The sequence below is a fragment of the Streptomyces sp. NPDC060232 genome (assembly GCF_042726555.1).
Lineage (GTDB): Bacteria > Actinomycetota > Actinomycetes > Streptomycetales > Streptomycetaceae > Streptomyces.
The window spans coordinates 802,328-818,727 of record NZ_JBHXAG010000001.1; the positions used below are offsets into that span (position 1 = coordinate 802,328).

13 protein-coding genes and 1 pseudogene are annotated in these 16,400 nt (G+C 73.5%); 6 read left to right on the plus strand and 8 right to left on the minus strand.

The annotated features are described in order from the left end of the window. Window positions 1-46 precede the first annotated feature (46 nt). Window positions 47-1,294, minus strand: coding sequence for a diacylglycerol kinase family protein (locus ACFWFZ_RS03635; protein WP_387115974.1), 1,248 nt, complete (start codon window positions 1,292-1,294; stop codon window positions 47-49). A gap of 132 nt (window positions 1,295-1,426) precedes the next feature. Between ACFWFZ_RS03635 and ACFWFZ_RS03640 the strand changes: the two genes are divergently transcribed. Beyond that, on the plus strand, window positions 1,427-1,585 hold the full coding sequence (locus ACFWFZ_RS03640; RefSeq protein ID WP_387115976.1) for a hypothetical protein: 159 nt from the start codon (window positions 1,427-1,429) through the stop codon (window positions 1,583-1,585). A 649-nt stretch (window positions 1,586-2,234) separates the two neighbouring features. On the opposite strand, the gene ACFWFZ_RS03645 is transcribed toward ACFWFZ_RS03640, so the two are convergent. Both ACFWFZ_RS03645 and ACFWFZ_RS03650 read right to left on the minus strand, forming a co-directional pair. Further along, window positions 2,235-2,669 (minus strand): ATP-binding protein, encoded by a 435-nt coding sequence (locus ACFWFZ_RS03645; protein WP_387115979.1) that lies wholly within the window; start codon window positions 2,667-2,669, stop codon window positions 2,235-2,237. A gap of 67 nt (window positions 2,670-2,736) precedes the next feature. Then, window positions 2,737-3,081: an STAS domain-containing protein gene (locus ACFWFZ_RS03650; RefSeq protein ID WP_387115982.1), complete on the minus strand. Its 345-nt coding sequence runs from the start codon at window positions 3,079-3,081 to the stop codon at window positions 2,737-2,739. Between the two features lie 277 nt (window positions 3,082-3,358). On the opposite strand from ACFWFZ_RS03650, the gene ACFWFZ_RS03655 reads away from it, so the two are divergent. The 3 genes from ACFWFZ_RS03655 (at window position 3,359) to ACFWFZ_RS03665 (ending at window position 6,560) form a co-directional block, all read left to right on the plus strand. Beyond that, a complete protein-coding gene (locus tag ACFWFZ_RS03655; RefSeq protein WP_387115985.1) occupies window positions 3,359-4,978 on the plus strand; it encodes a PP2C family protein-serine/threonine phosphatase in 1,620 nt (539 codons plus the stop codon). 101 nt (window positions 4,979-5,079) lie between these two features. After that, a complete protein-coding gene (locus ACFWFZ_RS03660) occupies window positions 5,080-6,111 on the plus strand; it encodes a B12-binding domain-containing protein (protein ID WP_387116320.1) in 1,032 nt (343 codons plus the stop codon). Continuing rightward, window positions 6,108-6,560 (plus strand): STAS domain-containing protein, encoded by a 453-nt coding sequence (locus tag ACFWFZ_RS03665; protein WP_387115988.1) that lies wholly within the window; start codon window positions 6,108-6,110, stop codon window positions 6,558-6,560. The genes ACFWFZ_RS03660 and ACFWFZ_RS03665 overlap by 4 nt, the downstream gene beginning before the upstream one ends. 776 nt (window positions 6,561-7,336) lie before the next feature. On the opposite strand, the gene ACFWFZ_RS03670 is transcribed toward ACFWFZ_RS03665, so the two are convergent. The 3 genes and pseudogenes from ACFWFZ_RS03670 to ACFWFZ_RS03680 form a co-directional block, all read right to left on the minus strand. Next, window positions 7,337-8,908: a S8 family serine peptidase gene (locus ACFWFZ_RS03670; RefSeq protein WP_387115991.1), complete on the minus strand. Its 1,572-nt coding sequence runs from the start codon at window positions 8,906-8,908 to the stop codon at window positions 7,337-7,339. 812 nt (window positions 8,909-9,720) lie between these two features. Further along, a pseudogene (locus ACFWFZ_RS03675) lies at window positions 9,721-10,035 on the minus strand (nuclear transport factor 2 family protein); the annotation flags it as partial. 54 nt (window positions 10,036-10,089) lie between these two features. Then, complete coding sequence (locus ACFWFZ_RS03680; protein WP_387115994.1) at window positions 10,090-10,794, minus strand: 4'-phosphopantetheinyl transferase family protein; 705 nt, start codon at window positions 10,792-10,794, stop codon at window positions 10,090-10,092. Between the two features lie 344 nt (window positions 10,795-11,138). On the opposite strand from ACFWFZ_RS03680, the gene ACFWFZ_RS03685 reads away from it, so the two are divergent. Together ACFWFZ_RS03685 and ACFWFZ_RS03690 are read left to right on the plus strand one after the other, a co-directional pair. Continuing rightward, on the plus strand, window positions 11,139-12,203 hold the full coding sequence (locus ACFWFZ_RS03685) for a serine hydrolase domain-containing protein (RefSeq protein WP_387115997.1): 1,065 nt from the start codon (window positions 11,139-11,141) through the stop codon (window positions 12,201-12,203). 165 nt (window positions 12,204-12,368) lie between these two features. Further along, the gene (locus ACFWFZ_RS03690; RefSeq protein WP_387115999.1) at window positions 12,369-12,677 is read left to right on the plus strand and encodes a hypothetical protein; all 309 of its coding nucleotides are present in this window, start codon (window positions 12,369-12,371) and stop codon (window positions 12,675-12,677) included. Window positions 12,678-12,810: 133 nt separating this feature from the next. On the opposite strand, the gene ACFWFZ_RS03695 is transcribed toward ACFWFZ_RS03690, so the two are convergent. Continuing rightward, window positions 12,811-14,871 (minus strand): protein kinase, encoded by a 2,061-nt coding sequence (locus ACFWFZ_RS03695; RefSeq protein ID WP_387116001.1) that lies wholly within the window; start codon window positions 14,869-14,871, stop codon window positions 12,811-12,813. Between the two features lie 127 nt (window positions 14,872-14,998). Further along, a complete protein-coding gene (locus ACFWFZ_RS03700) occupies window positions 14,999-16,384 on the minus strand; it encodes a YhgE/Pip domain-containing protein (protein WP_387116004.1) in 1,386 nt (461 codons plus the stop codon). Between the last annotated feature and the right edge of the window lie 16 nt (window positions 16,385-16,400).

The following is a 16,400-nucleotide window of genomic DNA, read 5'->3' on the forward strand; positions in this document are numbered from 1 at the left end:
GCGCGGTGCGCGCGACAGGTGCGGTACGGGCGGCGCGGGCGGTACGTCAGGTGCCGTCGGGTACGTGAGGGGGTGCGGCGGCGGGCGTACGGGGAAGCCGTATCCGCAGGCCCCCCGGTTCCGTGTCGACGGTCAGCCGGCTGTCCCCGGTCATGGTGTCGCCGTCGCCGTCGCTCTCGACCCGTCCGACGTCGATCCCGAAGTCGCCGCCCGCCAGGGCCTCGTCGAGGGCCGTCGCCGGGTCGGACGGCAGGCCCAGGTTCCGGGCGAGCAGATTGCCGGTACCGCAGGGGACGAGTGCCAGCGGGATTGCGGTGCCGGCGACGACGTCGGCGCAGACCCGTACGGTGCCGTCGCCGCCGCAGGCGACCACCAGGCCCACACCGCCCGCGGCACACTCCTCGGCGAGGTCCCCGCTGGGCCGGTCCACGGTGGTCGAGGTCCACCGCTGGTCGGGGAAACCGTGCCGGTGGAGCCGGGCGCGCACCTCGGCGGCCAGCTCGTCCGGGCAGCCGTGGGGATGGCGTACGACGACGACGCTCCCGCGCGCGGGGCGGGGCCGGCCGGGCCGCGCGGGTACGGGCGGGGCGGCGGCCCCGTCACCCGGAGTCCCCTTCGGCGCAGGGCCGTCGGCGGCGCCGCGGTCGGACAGGAACACGGACCCCAGGACGAGCAGCACCGCCGCGCCGTTGAGCAGACCGCCCAGCACGTCGGACGGATGGTGCATGCCCCGGTAGACCCGGGACAGTCCGACCGCGGGCGGCACGAGCAGCAGTACCCCGGCCGCGAGGTAACGCCACGGTCCGCGCGCACGGCGCAACACGAGGACCGCCAGCCCTCCGTACAGGGCGACGGACGCGCCGACGTGCCCCGAGGGGAAACTCGACGTGGGCGGCGCCCCGTCCAGCTGGGGAACGTCGGGCCGGGGCCGCTCCACGACGAAGGTGACGACGAGGAAGACCGCCGACTGGACGGCGACCGACGCCCCCAGGAACACGGCCTGTGCCCACCGCGGGGCGGGCGGCAGCGCCAGCAGCGCGGCCACGCAGAGCACCGTCACTGCGACGATGCCCTCCGTGCCGGCCAGCAGCGACAGCCCCGCGGTCACACCGTCCCCCACCGGGCTGCGATGCGCGGCGAAGTCCTGCACCAGCCGGTCCTCCAGGAGGAGCGGCCAATGGCCTACCGCCCCACGCGTCACCCAAAGGCCCAGGAGCACCATCAAGGCGGTCTGGGCCGCCAGGAGCCACACCAGCCGCGAGCGTCTGGCAGCCCCGCTGTTCTCCGTCGTCATGGAGGCCCTTGTTGCCCGTCGCGGCCCGATGATGCGCCCGCCGGCCGCTGAACACCCTCGCTGCCCCGGCTACCGCTGTCCCCTGGGGAAGGGATGAGGCGCCGTCCGACCGCCTGCGTAGGGTGCCGTCCCATGAAGATCGACACGCTGCTCGAAGACCTGGCGGGCGACGACGTCGCACGAGCGGATGCGGCCCTGCGGCACCTGGCCGATCAGCCCGGCAGCTCCGTTCCGGCGCTGCTGCGCAGGGCGGCTGCCGTGAAGGGCATCGCGCGATCCGGCCGTACCTGAGGGCCTTGCGGCACATCGGGCCGCCGGCCTTCGACGAAGTGCTGGCCGGCGTGCGGCGCAGGGAGCTCCGGGGGCCGGGCGGCCCACATGCTGTGGGGGCGTTCGACGAGCGCTGCGCCGACCGCTACGCCGCGCTGGCGAGCGAGAGGGACTACGGCAGGTCCGGTGTCGGCTTCGGCGCCCTCCACCGGCTTCGGACGGACTCCGAGGCCGGGATGCGGGCCCTGGTAAAGGCCTTCGCCCGGGGCGGCGGCCGTCCCGCACGAGGGGTCCCGGTACGCCCGGCTGCTGCACGAGGACTTCCGGCCGCGGCTGCGCGCCGTGCGCCGTGGTCCGGCCGTGCCGGCGCGGATCCGGCGGGGTGCGATGGCCGCCCTGGTCGCCGGCGGGGGCACCGACGCGCTCGACGAGTGCGACCGGGCGGTGATCGCGCGGCCCGTGAGGCCTGTGCGCACTTGTCCGCGGATCCGGGCCGGGTGGGCCCTGGCACGCGGGTCGTCGGCCACGGATGGCTCGCCGTCACCGCACCGGGCGTGGGCCACGGAGCCTTCCCCGGACGGATCCGCCTCTGAGGGGCACACCGGCGGCCGCCGGCCGACCGCCGACTGACGACGGACGCCGCACGGCCGCGGCCTGCGCCCGGGACGGCTCAGCTCAGGCGGAGCGCCGTCGTGATGGTCTTGCCATCGGGGCGGGTGCGGCAGTCGACGTGCTCCGCCAGGCGCTGGATGAGCGGCCAGCCGTAACCGCCGGGGTGGTCGACCGTACCCGTACGGGCCGCGGGGAGGCGGGGATTGGCATCGGCGATGGACAGCCGCAGGACGTCGCCCGCGATGTCGGCCTGGAAGGCGATCACGCCGTACCCGTGCCGGATGGCGTTGGTGACCAGCTCCGAGGTGACGAGCAGCGCGTCCGCGGCGCTGACGCTGTCGAGGCTGACACCCGCGAGGAGCAGCAGTTCGCGGACACGCTCACGGGCCGCGGCCGCCGAGCCGGGCGGCGCGGCGTGCCGGTGGTCGCCGACGGCGTCCTCGCGGTGCCGCTGCGAGCCCAGAGGGGCTTCGGACGGCGGGGGTGGGTTCATACTCATCGCCTGCCCATGGCCGCACGGGTCGTACCGTGACGACCCGTTCGGGGACGGGGGGTGGGGGTCAGCATGTCATCGCGGTCGCGAGGCTGTCCGCCATACGGAACGCCGCCGCGGCTCCGGTGACTTCGAACAGCCGCCGGACGGCGGTGTGCAGCGGGCCGGCGAGGACGAGCACCGACCCGGCGTCCGCGTGGGCCCGCTGCGCGTCGAGCAGCGCGTGCAGCACGGAGGAGTCCACGAAGAAGGTGCCCGAGAGGTCCACCACGGTGCGCGGCAGGCCGGACGCCGCGGCCTGCGCGAGGGCGCCGGCCAGGAACGGGGCGTTGTCCTCGTCGACTTCGCCACGCAGGCGGATGACCGTCACGTCGCGTGCTGTGGTCGCGGTGACGACCGCTTCCTCTCCCATCACCGGGACATCCTCCTACATCGCGTGCGGGCCCGATGACCGGGTACCCGTCAGGGCAGGGTTCGCAACTGGTCACCTCCAGGGATGAGCCCTCGATACCGCGTGCCCCTGTGGCGCGGTTGCGAGGGGTACGGCCCATGGAGGATGGTTGCCGGAGGGCAACTGTCTGGTCCGAGGTTTTTCCGACGTGATGAACGCGATGAAGAGGTGAGGGGTCCGCGCAGCGGGCCTTCAACGTTTGGTTCCTTCCACCGATACGACGTCGAGCTCGCCCGCCATGGGCCTGTCGTGGAGTCAGGCCCCCTACCCGGTGCTGGTGGCCGACGCCGGTGCGGTCGTGGTCCACGCCAACGAGGCGGCAGGGCTGGTGTTCCCGGACGCCCGCCCCGGCTCGGCGATGGCGGACGCGGTCCCCGGATGGCTGGCGTCGGCGCACGCGCGCTACACCACGCCCCTGCCCGCACAGCGCCCGCCCGCCGGGGCCGGCACCGTCCAGGGGCCCGTCGGCGACCGCTCGTACGAGGCGCATCCGACACCCCGCGACGACGGCACGGTCGTGTGGTGGCTCGTCGACGACACCGACCACCGGCTGGCCCGGGAGGCCCTGTGGACGGAGCGGGAACGCACCGGGTTCCTGGTCCGCTCCTCCAACCTCCTGCTGTCGTCCCTCAACCTCGACCGGTGCATGGACGTCACGGCCCAGATGGCGGCCGACCACCTCGCCGACGCGGCCCTGGTGATCGCTGCCGCACACGGCCCCGAGCTTCCGGTCGTGTCCTGCGTCCGAGGCGGAAGACCGTCCGTATCCCGCGCCGTCGGCGACCCCGAGGACGTGCCCGGGCTGGCCGAGGCGCTCCAGGGCTTCCCGCCCGTACCCTCCCGGTGGCTCGACCCGTCCGCCGCACCGGCCTGGCTGGTGCCGGACGGCTTCGACGCCCTGGGGTCGATCGTCATCACGCCCCTGCCGGGGCACGGTGTACCCGCGGGCGCCCTGGTACTGCTGCGCGCCGACGGCGCGAGCGCGTTCACGGAGGGCGAGGAGGTGTTCGCGCGGCTGTTCGCCGCCCGCGCCGGCGCCGCCATGTCGGCCGCCCGTCTCTACACGGAGCAGGCGTCGATCACCGACACCCTGATGCGCGAACTCCTCCCACCCCTGCTGCACCAGGTCTCAGGGGTCGAGTACGCCGGCGGCTACCGGCCGTCGAAGGACCACGAACGGGTCGGCGGCGACTTCTACGACGTACATCCCGCCGCCGACGAGGGCGAGCCCTCCCTCGTCGTGCTCGGAGACGTGTGCGGCAAGGGACTGCAGGCGGCGGTGATGACCGGCAAGATCCGCAACACGCTGCACGCCCTCCTGCCGATGGCCGACGACCACCACCGGATGCTCAGCCTCCTCAACACCTCGCTGCTGAACTCCGAGAACGCCCGCTTCGCCACCATGGTGCTGGCCTCCGCGGCCCGGGACGGCAACGCCGTGCGGCTGCGTCTGACGAGCGCCGGACACCCCGCCCCGCTGATCCTGCGCTCCGACGGCCGGGTGGAGGAGGCCCCTACGAAGGGAACACTGGTGGGGGCGCTGCCCGAGATCACCACGGAGACGGCCCGCGTGACCCTGGCACCCGGGGACACCTGCGTGCTGTACACCGACGGGATCAGCGAGGCACGGGGAGGACCCATGGGCGGTGCGATGTTCGGGGAGGATCGGCTGCGCCGCGCCCTGTCGGAGTGCGCGGCGATGCCCGCCGAGGCGGTGGTGGAGCACGTACAGATGCTCACCTCACAGTGGGTGGGGGCCGGGCGCCACGACGACATGGCCGTCGTCGTGATCGCGGCCCCGCGCACCAACCACCTCAGCGCGGTGGACGGCCACACCCGCGGGCGGTTCACCGCGTGAGCCCGTACGACACCACGGCACCCGGACCGGCACCCGCACCCGCATTCGGATCCGCACTCGCACCCGCATCCGCACCGGCGCCGGAGGAACTCCGCGCTCGGGTGTGGGAGTCGGTGATGGCGTTCGACGAGGCCGCCACGGTCGGTACGGTGCTGCGCGCACTGGACGACGGCATGGCGGCGGAGGACCTCCTGCTCGACGTGATCGCCCCCGTCCAGGGGCGGGTCGGCCGGGAGTGGGCGGCGAACCGCATCACCGTGGCCCAGGAACACGCCGCGACCGCCATCAACGACCGGGCCGTCGCAGCCGTCGCCCTGCACCCCTCGGCGCACACGGCACCGACACGCGGCCGGGTCACGGTGGCCTGCGTGGACGGCGAATGGCACGCCCTGCCCGCCCGGCTCCTGGCCGAGGTACTGCGGATCAGGGGCTGGCGCGTCGACTACCTCGGGGCGCAGGTGACCGCTCCGCACCTCGTCGCGCACCTGCACCGCACCGGCCCGGACGCCGTCGCGCTCTCCGGCTCCCTCGCGACCCGGCTGCCCGCCGCGCACGCGGCCATCACCGCATGCCAGGCCGTGGGGACCCCCGTGATCGTGGGCGGGGCCGCCTTCGGACCCGGGGGCCGCTACGCCCGCCTGCTCGGCGCGGACTCCTGGGCCCCCGACGCGCGGGCCGCCGCCGACGAACTGGCCTGCGGCCCGCTGCCGCGGCCCCGGCCCGGCCACCAGGCCGTGGACGACCTGCCCCACCTCAGTGACCAGGAGTACACCCTGGTCGCCCGCAGCCGCCCGCGGCTCGTCCGAACCGTGTGCGCGGAGCTGGAGAACGCCTTTCCGGCGATGCGCGGCTACACCGAAGCGCAGCGCGAGCGCACCGCCGAAGACCTCTCCCACACCGTCGAGTTCCTCGCCGCCGCCCTCTACACCGGTGACGAGGACCTCTTCTGCGACTTCCTGCTGTGGACCGCCGCGGTCCTGGAGGCCCGTGGCGTTCCGGCCGCCTCGCTGCTGCCCGCCCTGGAGCTCCTGCAGCGGGAACTGCACGACTTCCCCCGCGCCACCGCCACGCTGCGGGCCGGAGCCGCCCGCCTGACCGTCCACCCTCTCACCGCTGCCGGGACCGCTGTATGACGAGCCTGCCCTCCGCCCCGCTCGGCCTGACGTACTCCTCCTCGCGCGAGGCCGTGCGCGTCGAGCTGAGCGGCGACCTCGACCACCGCCACGCCGACCGCCTCGTGGAGGCCGTGGACCGGGTGCTCGCCGAGCACCCCGGGCTGCGTGACCTGCGGCTGGACTGCACCGGGCTGTCCGCGGTCGACTCCAGCGGCCTGTCGGCGCTGCTGATGGTCCGGCGGCGCACCGACGAGGCGGGCGCGGGGCTGCACCTCGACGGCCGGACCGTACAGCTGGACCGCCTCCTGGAGATCACCTGCACCCTGGACCACCTCACGGCACCGAGTGCGGGCGCGCGGGCCCTCCGCTGCACCGGCGGCGGCACCGCGCGCGGCGGTAAGCCGGAGGAGAACCTGCCCGCCGCCCCCTTCGCCGGCCCCTCCGCCGGCCCGGAGCCGCGCGCCTGAGCCCGTGTCATGACCAGCTGTGCCGCGGGGACGCGGACGGCTCATGAACAGCGGTGGGGCGGGGACGCGGACGGTCGCACCCTCAGCCGTGGGGCGGTGACACCGCGTCCGGCGGACCGGGAGTGCCGGTCGGGGCCCCGACCGCCCGGCAGACCCCGGCACGTCCGGCCGCCGCGGCGCCCGCCGCGGCCCGGTGGGGCAGCTCCGGGTCCGGCGCGGCCCTCAGGAGCAGCAGTTCGTGGTAGAGCGGGGCGGCTCCTCCGGCTGTTCGCCGGGACCGAACGACCCGACCGCGGCACCGTCACCGTTCGCCCCCTGGATCGCCACGGCCGCCACCCGCGACCTGCTCCGTACGGGCGACACGGCGCACACGCTCACCGTCGCCGACGACGGAGTCACCGCCCTGCCCCCGTTCCGCCTCTCGGCGGACCCTGCGCTTCCTGGCCCGTCCTCGAACTCACCTCCTCGACCCGCACCGTCGAGAAGCACTCCTTCGTCCTCACCGACCTCGGCGCGCTGTCCCCGGTACACCTGACCTACACGCCGCTGCCGGACGCCCCGGCGCCGCCCCCGCCCGCCAGCCGCGCGAGGCCACCGGCCCCGAGGCCCGCGCGGCCTGGGCGCCGCTTGCCTGCCGGCTCAACGTGGCCATGCGCGGACCCTATGCGGCCGCGAGCGCGGTGGTCGAGGGGGCGTGGACGCGCAGCGGGGGCGACCGCCCCCGGTCACCCCCGCCTGTTCATCGCGGCTCAGAAGTCACGCGCTGCTCCGTGCGCTCAGAACTGCAGCGCCCATGAGTCGATCTTTCCGGTGTCGAGATTCGCGTTGTCGTTCACCCGGAGCTTCCACACCCCGTTGGCCACCTCGGAGGAGGCGTTGACGGTGACGGTCTTGATGATGTTGTCCGCGCTGCCGCCCGAGCGGTTGTGCAGGTTGTACAGGGTGCCGTCGGGCGCGACCAGGTCCACCTTGAGGTCGCCGATGTAGGTGTGCTTGATGTCGACCGCGACGGACAGCGCCGCCGGGGCGTTGCCGGCGACCCCGCTGACGGTGACGGGCGAATCGACCGTCGCGTTGTCCCCGATCGCGTAGTCCGCGGTGTTCTCGAAGCGCTTGCCCGGCGGGACGGTGCCGCCCTCACCGACGTTGAGCAGCAGGTTCGGGGAGCCCGTACCGGGGCTGGTGACCACGTTCGGGGTCGCGGCGGCCACCAGGCCGTCGCGGACCTGGGCCGGGGTGCTCGAAGGGTTCTGCGCCAGGTACAGCGCCGCCGCGCCGACCACGTGCGGAGTGGCCATCGAGGTGCCGGAGATGGTGTTGGTGGCGGTGTCGCCGGTGCCCCACGTGGAGGTGATGGAGGAGCCGGGGGCGAAGAGGTCGAGGACGGTGCCGTAGTTGGAGTAGCTCGCCTTGGCGTCGGTGCTGGTGGTGGCGCCGACGGTGATGGCCTCGGCGACGCGCGCCGGGGACTTGGTGGAGGCGTTCGTCGACTCGTTGCCCGCCGCGACGCCGTAGGTGATGCCGGAGGCTATGGAGTTGCGGACGGCCGTGTCGAGCGCGGAGTCCGCGCCGCCGCCGAGCGACATGTTGGCGACGGCCGGCTTGACGGCGTTGCGGGTCACCCAGTCGATGCCGGCGACGACCTGGGCGGTGGTGCCGGAGCCGTTGTTGTCGAGGACGCGGACGCCGACGATCTTGGCCTTCTTGGCCACGCCGTACGAGGTGCCCGCGACGGTGCCGGCGACGTGCGTGCCGTGGCCGTGGCCGTCCTGGGCGGTGTTGTCGTTGTCGATGGCGTCGTAGCCGTAGGAGGCGCGGCCGGCGAAGTCCTGGTGGGTGATGCGGACCCCGGTGTCGATGACGTACGCGGTGACGCCCTGGCCTGCCTGGTCCGGGTAGGTGTAGCTCTGGTTCAGCGGGAGCGCCCGCTGGTCGATCCGGTCGAGGCCCCAGGACGGCGGGTTCGGCTGGGTCGCGTCCACGGTGAAGACGCGGTCCTGCACGACCGACTGGACGGCCGGGTCGGCGGCGAGCTTCCTGGCCTGCGCCTCGGAGACCTTGACGGAGTAGCCGTTGAGGGCCGCGGTGTAGGTCCGGTCGATCCGCGCGCCGTACCGCTTCGCCACGGCCTTGCCGCTCTCGGCGGTGGAACGGGCCGCGGAGTCCTTCAGGGTCACGATGTAGCTGCCGGAGATGGTTCCGGCGGCGCCGGCGTTCTCGATGACGCCCTGCGCGCCGCTGTCGGCCGCCGAGGCGGGCAAGGCGGCTGCCGCGCCGAGCGCGAGGGCCGCGACCGCGGTCGCGCTGATGTCGGCGAGCCTCCGGCGGGTGTGACGCATCACGGACATGTGGGGGGTCCTCCTCGTAGGTGGTGCACTGCGGGGATGAGGCGGGGGCGATGGCCGACGGGTGCGCGGTCATGTGGGCGGACATGGTCATGACAATTCGCCAACTCGCCTCTGCCTTCGAAAGGTTGACCCACCCCCGGCCCACCCACAAGGGGTCGGCGAGCGCGTGGCATCCTTGCCGTGCTCCGGTCGTGACGGGGCAAAGACGCGCCGCACATGACGCGGGCACGGCCGGTGGGGTCGGCCCGCGGCAGGAAGCGCGCCGCCCCCGTGCCCGTACCGCTCGTACCGCCCCGGCCCGCGGCGGCCCGACGGGCGCGGTTTCACGCCGGAGACCGGTGGGGCGCCGGAACCGATCCGGGCGCCCGCCCTTCCACAGCGGGACGGCCCGGCGCCGCCGCTGCCTGGCCCGATCCACGCGTCTCCGGCGCCGTGACGGACTACGCCGGCCCCGCGGACGCAGCGGGTTCACGCCACACCACGCATCCGGCGAGAGCCCCGGCCGCGCGGGATCAGCGGTCGCGTGACGCTCGTCGAAGTCGCCCGGGTGGGTGACATCGGGGACCGGCCAGGGGCCGGGGAGGGCTGCGGAGGCATAGGGGATCACCTGCCGAAGTGCGCAGGACCCGAGTTGTGAAATTTTCGTGAGTGGGCCCGCGCGGGCCTCGCGCGAGAGGGCGGCGCCCGGATCCCCGGAGGAGCAGGAAATCAAACGCAGGGAGCAGCAGAGGCAACAGCACGGCGCGGCGAGGGGCGGAGGCGATCCGCGCGACCCCACCGGCCCTCCGCGCAGGCGTTCGGCCGCAGGCTCCTCACGAGTGCCGGTGATGCGCCTTGCCGGCGATGCGCCAGCTGTCGCCGGAACGGACCAGCAGGAAGACATCGGTGAAGGGGGCCGCGCCGTGCGAGAGCGTCATGGTCGCCGTGGCGACGGTGCCGTGGACGTCGATCGCGTCGATGCGGCGGCTGTGGGCCGGTTCGTCCGGGGCCGGTCGGCCCGGGAAGCGGGCGCAGTATTCGTCCAGGGGCCAGGAGGCGAACGCTCCCTCACGGATGCCCTCGATGGGGGCGGTGGGCGCAGACGCGCCGCGGAAGTGAGCCGGGTCGCCGGTCGCGTGCTGCCGAACGCGCCTACCGGCTCGGCGGCTCTCGCGACGCCGGTCCTGCTGGTGCGTGCGGTGTCAGGGGGCGGTGACGGTGGCGAGGGCGGCCTGGAAGCGGGTGGGGGTGGGGAGGTCGGCGAGGTGGTAGCCGGGAACGGCGGCCGGGTGGGGCAGGGCGCCGACGTAGGGGTCGGCGAGGCCGTTGGCGAGCCCGGTCCCGGCGGCTTTGAGGCAGGCCTCCTTGCGGGCCCAGCAACGCGCGAGTGCGGTGACGCGCTCCGAGGCGGGCAGAGCGGTCAGCTCCTGCGTCTCGGTGGGATGGAGGAGATGGAGGACGTCGGTGAGGGTCTGCGGGGTCGGGTGCTCCTCGATGTCGACGCCGACGGGGGTGGTGGCGAGGGCGATGTAGGCGTGGTCGCCGCTGTGGGAGAGGGAGAAGTGGAGCGGGTTTCCGGGGACGTTGGGGCGGCCGTGAGGGGCGCCGCAACAGGGGCAGTCCTCGCGGGTGAGCCGGACGGTGTGGGGTGGCTGGTCGAGGTAGAGGCCGAGGAGGGTGCGCAGGGCGAGGTGGGAGGCGACGTAGCGGTGGGCCAGCCCCGGGGTGTGGAAGCGGGCGGCGCGTTCGCGTTCCTCTGCGTCGAGGACGGAGTTGGCGTCGGTGACGGGGTGGCCGCCGACAGCGTCGATGGTGGTGTTGAGGGCCCACACCACCGGTGTGGTGGGGGTGGGCGCGGGGCCGGGTACGGGCGCGGTGGGGCCGAGTTGGTTCACGTGCTCGATCACGTGTTTGAGGGTAGTCGAGGCTGGTGGGGGTGTCGGTCGTGGCTGCCCGATGTGGCGGGCGGGCCGCTGCGCCCGAGCGGCTCGCGCGGCGACTCCGGCGGCCTGGTCGTACTCGGCGGCCGAAGCCGGTGGCGGTGTTCAGTGCGCGCCGTGATGTCCATCCGGCTGGCACCCGTTCGGGACGGGGCGTATGCCGGATGGCTGGTGACCCGTGCCGTTCCTAGCATCAGGTCATGATCTTTCGTCGTCTGTGGTTGTCAGCCGCCGTGCCGGTGCTGGCTGTGTCGTCTCTGCCGCCCGTCGCGGCTTCTGCCACACCCCACCCGTCCGGAACAGCTTGGTCTGTGCAGCGCGACGCCGACGCGCTACGGGACACCGGGGTCACCGGGGTGGCAGTCCGCCTGGAAACCCCGCGCGGGACGGTCACGGCCCGCTCCGGGGTGGGGGACCTGGTCACCCGCCGCCCGGTTCCGCAGGACGGCTACCTGCGTCTGGGCAGTACCACGAAGACGTTCGTCGCCACCGTCCTGCTGCAACTGGTGGGCGAGAACAGGATCTCCCTCGGCCAGACAGTGGACCAGCTGCTGCCCGGGGTCGTGTCCGGTGCTGGAAACGACGGCCGGACCATCACCGTCCGCGACCTGCTGCAGCACACCAGCGGCCTGTCCGACTACATCCACGACGTCTTCCCCGACCCCGGTTCGCGGACCTACTTCGCCGACCGGGGGCGTGCCTACAAGCCCGAAGAGCTGGTGGACCTGGCGATGCGCCATGAACCTGCCTTCCCGGCAGGCACCCGCTGGGCGTACTCCAACACGAATTACGTGCTTGCCGGAATGATCATCGAGAAGGTCACAGGCCGCACCTGGGAACAGCAGGTCCACGATCGGATCCTGCGTCCGCTCGGCCTGCAGCACACCGACACTCCTGGCACCCGGCCCTACCTCCCGTATCCGCGCACAGCCAACTATCAGCAGTTCACCGCGGACGGCCCGATGGTCGACACCACGATCGCCTACCGTCCCTTCGACAGCGGGGCCGACGGCTCGATGACCGGCACGGCCCGCGACCTCAACCGCTTCCTCGCCGCACTGGCAAGCGGACGGCTGCTGAAGCCCGCCGTGCTCGCCGCCATGACGAACACCGTGCCGGTGCCGCGGGACAGCGGCCACCCGGAAGGCACCCGGGACGGCCTGGGCCTGTTCTTCACACCCTTGTCCTGCGGAGGCGGCTACCTCGGGCACGGAGGAAGCGGCTTCGGATATGTCGTCCGGGCGGCGACAACCGTGGACGGCCGACGCACCATCACCGTCTCCGCGCACAGCCGCTCTGCGGACCCGCAGAACGCGGCCCGTCAGGAAGACGCGCTGAGAGACCTCGTCGACCACGCCCTGTGCCGCACCGCCTGAAGGCATCGCGGTGGGGCACATGCTGTTCGTGCAGCCGCCCGGGCACGATGGTGCCGGGCCGCTCCGCACCGTATCCGGCAGGCTGATCAGGCGAGCCACGGGGATTCGAAACCCGGTACCGGGGCATCCACACCATTCGACCCAGCCGACCGACAGGAGGCAGTAGTGACCACCTACGTCATCACCGTGCCCGGCACCTTCCTGAGCGACATCGACGACGAGACACGCTCCGAGCTGAGCAGGAGGCTGGCTTCGCACCACACCGACCTGAGCGAGACGGAAGACGTGGAACTGCTCACGGTCCACGAGGGCGGCACCTTCTCCGTCCGGCTCGAAGTCGAGGCCGCCGACCGGGCATCGGCCGAGGGCGACGCCGTCCGCCTCCTGGCCACAACCCTTGAGGAACTGGGCTTCCCGGAGAAGGAGGCCCCTCTGGGGCCGCCCGCGGTCACGGGAATCGACGGCGAGTCCTGACCCCCCGCCGGCCCCGCCACCGGCCGCGGAGCCGCAGCAGCCGGGGCACCGGCGCGCCACCGGCACCGTGTGGTGCTGACCCGAAGTGCGGGTGGCGGCGCGCAGCGGACGCCGGCCGGCTCCGACGTCGGTGTCAGCGCCAGGCGGGATGCCCCTCGGTGGAGTCACCGGTGGTGAGTGCGCGCTCGCCGGTCTTGTCCATGCGCACGGCCCAGACCACGGGCTTCTCGTAGGGGCCGCGGACGAATGCCACCCACTTGCCGTCGACGGACCAGGCGGGGTCCATCTCATGGGCGCTGGTCGCGACCAGCGCACGGTCGTCACTGCCGTCGGCGTCCACGAGGCGGATGTCGCCCTGAGTGGCTGTGCCGTAGGTGCCCGCCGTGTAGGCGAAGGTGGCGCCGTCGGGTGACCACACCGGGTCGAGCGCCGGGTGGGGCAGCCGGGTCACCTGTTGGGGGGCGCGGTTCGGGGCGGCGGGGTCGACCACGTGGATCTGCCAGTTCTCGGGCTCCGTCTGCAGGCAGACCGCGATGCTCTTGCCGTCCGGCGACCACGCGGGATCCTCGACCGGGCCCTTGCCCGAGGTGAGCTGGCGCGAGGAGCCGTCGGCGACGGTCACCGCGAACAGCTGCTGCACACCGTCCTTCATGCGGAGCACGGCGAGCCGGCTGCCGTCCGGCGACCAGGACACCCTGCCGCCGGCGATGGAGGTGATCCGGCGCGCGTTCGAACCGTCGGCGTTGGCGGTCCAGACGGCCGTGCCCTCGGGTGTGCTGCGGGTGAACGCGAACGACCTGCGGTCAGGGGACCACTGGGGCAGGGTGTCGCATGCGCCCGCGCCTCCTGCGATGAGCTGGACGGGCTTCTCCGCCGCGGCGTCCCGGCGGGCGATGACGGCGTGGCAGGTCCCGGGCCAGCCCGGGGCGGTGTCCTGCCGGATGAGCAGGGGATCGGTCGGGAACGAAGCGGGGGCGGGGGCGGATCCGGTGGGCGTGGCGGCGCCGCGCTTGGCATCGTCCTTGGCGGAGCCGTTCCACGGCTGCCACACGAACAGGCCGACGGCCGTGAGAGACGCCACGAGCGCTGCCGCCATCATGGCGCGGCGACGCCGGGGCCCTGCTGCATCCGCCTGCGCCTCGTGCGGGGCTACGGGTACGGGCAGGGGTACGGGGGAGACGACTTCCGCCACGGGCCCCGTCACCGTGCGCGCGTGTTCCGTACGGGGCTCCGCGACACCGGGCTGGGCAGTGTCCGCCACCGGAGGATCCTGCGGGCCGGCCTGCGGGATGTCCGGCGTGGTGTCGCGCGCGGTGGGACGCACCACCGGCTCCGCGGGCGGGAGCAGCTGCGTCGCCGCATCAGGCAGCCAGGATGCACCGTCCGGGTGGCGGACGGTGAGAGTGGTGAGGAAGGCGGCTGGGGTGGGCCGTGCGGCCGGGTCCTTGGACAGACAGGCGCCGATGGCTTCGCGGAGTTCACCGGGCACCGCGCTCAGGTCCGGCTCCTCGTACACCACCTTGTAGTGCCTGGCCGCGGACGGGCCGTCGCCGAAGGGGGTGCCGCCCGCCGCCTGGGTGAGTACCACCCCCAAAGCGAACATGTCGACCGCAGGGGTGACCGGCCCACCGCCGGTGAGCTGCTCGGGTGCCAGGAAACCCGGCGTGCCGACCTGCAGGCCGGTCTGCGTCAGGGCGGTTCCGTCCAGGGCGCGCGCGATGCCGAAGTCGATGACTCGCGGCCCGTCCTCCGCGACGATGATGTTCGCGGGCTTCAGATCGCGGTGGATGACCCCCGCCCGGTGGATCGCCTCGAGTGCCTCGGCCAGGCCGGCCGCGAGGACCGTGAGCGTGTCCGGAGGCAGCGAACCGACGCGTGCGAGCACCGCTTGCAGGGTGGGTCCGGGCACGAAGGCCGTCACCAGCCACGCCGGGTCCCCGTCCGGGTCCGCGTCGACCACCGGCGCGGTGTGGAAGCCGCCGACCCGGCGCGCCGCCGCGACCTCGTCGGCGAACCTGCGCTTGAAGCCGGGCTCGGTGCTCAGTTCGGGGCGTACGACCTTGACGGCGACCGCACGGCCGGACTGGGAGCGACCCAGGTAGACGACCCCCATGCCACCCTGGCCGAGCCGCCCCACCAGCCGGTAGCGGCCCTCGCCGAGCGAGGTCGGATCGCCCGCTTCGAGCGGCTTCATATGTCCCCCGTTTCACACCTTGCGCAATGAACAGCCTCTCCCTACCTGGCGCGCTGTCCACCAGTCAAGCCAGTCCCGAGCGGGGACGTGCCCGGGACGTGCCCGGGACGTGCCCGGCGAGGCCGGATCAGGCCGTGACCGGTGCGGACGCCTCGGAGGACTCCGAGGCCTCGGCGTGTACCGCGGCTGCGGCCCCGGTCTCGGCTCCGGCCCCAGCCCCGGTCTCGGTCCGGGGGATGCGGTGCAGTCCACGACGGTCGTAGAGGCGGGTGATGACGAAGCCGAAGAGCAGTGCCGCGACGAGAGCCGCGCCCATCGAGGCCCATGCCCGGGTGAGCCCCGCGTCGGCCTGGGCCCCGTAGTAGAGCAGGGAGCGGAGCCCCTCGGTGATCTGGCGCAGCGGCTCGAACCCGGCGAGGGCGCGGAAGAAGCCGGGCAGCGCCTGGACGGGCACGGTCGCGCCGGAGGAGGGGACGGCCATCGCGACGAAGACGATGGTGGCCAGCAGCATGCCCGGGGTGCCGAAGGCGGCGAACAGGGCCAGGCTGCCGATGCCGACGACCGCGATCGTGGCGACCGAGTAGAGCCAGAGCAGGCCCAAGTGGGAGGCGTCCATGTCGAGGATGCCGACCGTGGCGGCCTCCACCAGGGTGCCCATGATCACTGACAGGCCGAGCATGAGAGCCATACTGATGGCCAGGGTGCGGACGCGGCTGGTGTGCTGGACGGGTTCGCGCTTGCGGAAGGGGCCGAAGTCGGTGTGCAGGTAGCCGAGCGCGGTGTCGACCTGGGAGTGGACCACGTTGGCTCCGAGCATGCCGCAGACGACCAGGACCAGCGCGTAGTAGAAGGCGCTCAGGCCCATGGCGCTGCGCGGCCCGACGGGGTGGCCGTCGGCCACGGTCACGGTCACCGGGTCGGCCAGCTTGAGCTGGGCGGCCGTCGGGAGCGGGGTCTTCTGGGACCCGGTCGGCGATCCGGCCTGCTTCAGGAGCTCCTGCCCGAGCTGGGTGGAGGCGGCGTGGGAGGCCTTCTGCGCAGCCTGCGAGGCCATGGAGGACCCGATGCTGCCGGCGGCCTGGTTGGTCAGCACGGTCAGGGTCGGCGGGGCCGCCTTGCCCGGAGGTGCCGGCTGCGGGGCGATGAGCCCGGTCACCGTGGTCGAGAAGTCCTCGGGGATGACGAGCGCGCCGAAGAGCTTGCCCTTGCCGAGCCGCCTGTCGGCCTCCGCACGGCTCATGACCTGCCAGTCGACGCTCTTGTCGCCCTCGGCCGCCTTCTGGATCCCGGAGACGACCTGCTCGCCCAGGTTGACATGGCGGCCGCCCGCGTCGGCGCCGCGGTCGGAGTTCACCACAGCCACCGGCAGGTCGCGCAGGCTGCCCCTGGGGTCGACGTTGCCGCCGACGTAGAGCAGGGCGAACACCATCGAGAGCACTGAGGCGATCAGTCCCGTTCCGATCCACAGCTGGGGTCGGCGGAGCACGGACGGGGGCGGCGTGGGCTGAGGCATCGATTCTCCGGTGCGG

Bases quoted from the DNA above. Each gene is read 5' to 3' on its own strand.
- ACFWFZ_RS03635 (WP_387115974.1), bottom strand. From the start codon at position 1,294: ATGACGACGGAGAACAGCGGGGCTGCCAGACGCTCGCGGCTGGTGTGG.
- ACFWFZ_RS03640 (WP_387115976.1), top strand. From the start codon at position 1,427: ATGAAGATCGACACGCTGCTCGAAGACCTGGCGGGCGACGACGTCGCA.
- ACFWFZ_RS03645 (WP_387115979.1), bottom strand. From the start codon at position 2,669: ATGAACCCACCCCCGCCGTCCGAAGCCCCTCTGGGCTCGCAGCGGCAC.
- ACFWFZ_RS03650 (WP_387115982.1), bottom strand. From the start codon at position 3,081: ATGGGAGAGGAAGCGGTCGTCACCGCGACCACAGCACGCGACGTGACG.
- ACFWFZ_RS03655 (WP_387115985.1), top strand. From the start codon at position 3,359: ATGGGCCTGTCGTGGAGTCAGGCCCCCTACCCGGTGCTGGTGGCCGAC.
- ACFWFZ_RS03665 (WP_387115988.1), top strand. From the start codon at position 6,108: ATGACGAGCCTGCCCTCCGCCCCGCTCGGCCTGACGTACTCCTCCTCG.
- ACFWFZ_RS03670 (WP_387115991.1), bottom strand. From the start codon at position 8,908: ATGTCCGTGATGCGTCACACCCGCCGGAGGCTCGCCGACATCAGCGCG.
- ACFWFZ_RS03695 (WP_387116001.1), bottom strand. From the start codon at position 14,871: ATGAAGCCGCTCGAAGCGGGCGATCCGACCTCGCTCGGCGAGGGCCGC.
- ACFWFZ_RS03700 (WP_387116004.1), bottom strand. From the start codon at position 16,384: ATGCCTCAGCCCACGCCGCCCCCGTCCGTGCTCCGCCGACCCCAGCTG.